This is a genomic window from Bacillus sp. T17B1 (assembly GCF_026796395.1).
GTDB classification, from domain to species: Bacteria; Bacillota; Bacilli; order Bacillales; family Bacillaceae; genus Bacillus; species Bacillus spizizenii_A.
This window is the reverse complement of record NZ_JALAYA010000038.1, coordinates 1-1,110: the sequence shown is the minus strand read 5'-3', so window position 1 is coordinate 1,110 and position 1,110 is coordinate 1. Positions and strand designations below refer to the sequence as shown.

The window sequence follows — 1,110 nt, the reverse complement described above, 5'->3', positions numbered from 1 at the left end:
TGGTCTTACCCCTGTCAAGTAGACAGCCACAAAAAGCCTAAGCAACCAGTGTGTTACGGTATTCTACCGGAGCACACTGGTTTAATTTTTTCTGGAATCGTTCGTGATTATAGAATTGAATGTAATCTTCAATGCTCTTGTGAAGCTCTTCTTCGGTTTGACACGTCGAAAAATATGCATTCTCTGTTTTGAGATGCGAGAAAAACGATTCGATACAGGCATTATCTAGGCAGTTTCCCTTACGCGAATGGCTGCCTTTCAAACCAACGGTTTCGAGTCGCTTTTGATATGCTTTTGTTGTGTATTGGAAGCCTTGGTCAGAATGGAGGATAGCTCCCTGGACGTCCCGTTGGGCTGTCATACTTTCTACTGTCTTCATGACCAATTCAAGATTATTTCGTTTTGACAGCTTCCATGCGACAATCTCATTGTTGTAAAGATCTTGTACGGCAGAAAGGTAATAGAATCGCTGTCCACAAGCAATATAGGTAATATCGGTTACATATAGATGGTTAGGTCGATTGGTTTGAAATTCTCGGTTAAGCCGGTTTGGCAGGACAACCGGTGCCTGTCTTCCAAAATAACGTCGCTTTTTTCGAATGATCGATTGAATGTTCATCTCTTTCATCAATCTGTAAACACGCTTATGGTTGATCCAAAATCCTTCTCTCTTTAAAGCGATGGTGATCCGAGGATACCCATAGAAAGGACGTGAGTGGTGAATCGCCATGATGTGTTCTTTTATGATCTGCTCTCTCTGTTGCCTTGCCATTCGAATCCGTTGAGTCTTGCACCATTTATAGTACCCCGACCGTGACACTTTGGCGATACACACCAGCCACGTAATCGGATAACGATCCTTCAATTCGTGCACAGCTTCAAATCGTGCTGTCTTCAAAATCCGTCCTCCCCATGCAGATTTGGATAACGCTTTTTTAGGTATTCGACCTGTGCCTTTAAATAATCTCGTTCTTCCTCAACACTTTTAAATGTTGTCTTAGGGCGTCCAATAAAAGGATTGTCTGACTTTGTCTCTTTGCCCCTTTGATCATCTAAAGACTTGCCTTCTCGATAGGTTTTCACCCAATTTTTGAGCTGGGTTGAACTCCG

The 1,110-nt window shown here is 42.7% G+C and carries 2 protein-coding genes; both read right to left on the bottom strand.

Annotation, left to right across the window (positions count from 1 at the left end):
* Positions 1-37: 37 nt before the first annotated feature.
* Positions 38-898 (bottom strand): IS3 family transposase, encoded by an 861-nt coding sequence (locus tag MOF34_RS16725; RefSeq protein WP_268400951.1) that lies wholly within the window; start codon positions 896-898, stop codon positions 38-40.
* The coding region (locus tag MOF34_RS16720) for a hypothetical protein (protein WP_268400948.1) at positions 895-1,110 on the bottom strand (216 nt) is incomplete at its 5' end. The genes MOF34_RS16720 and MOF34_RS16725, both read right to left, overlap by 4 nt.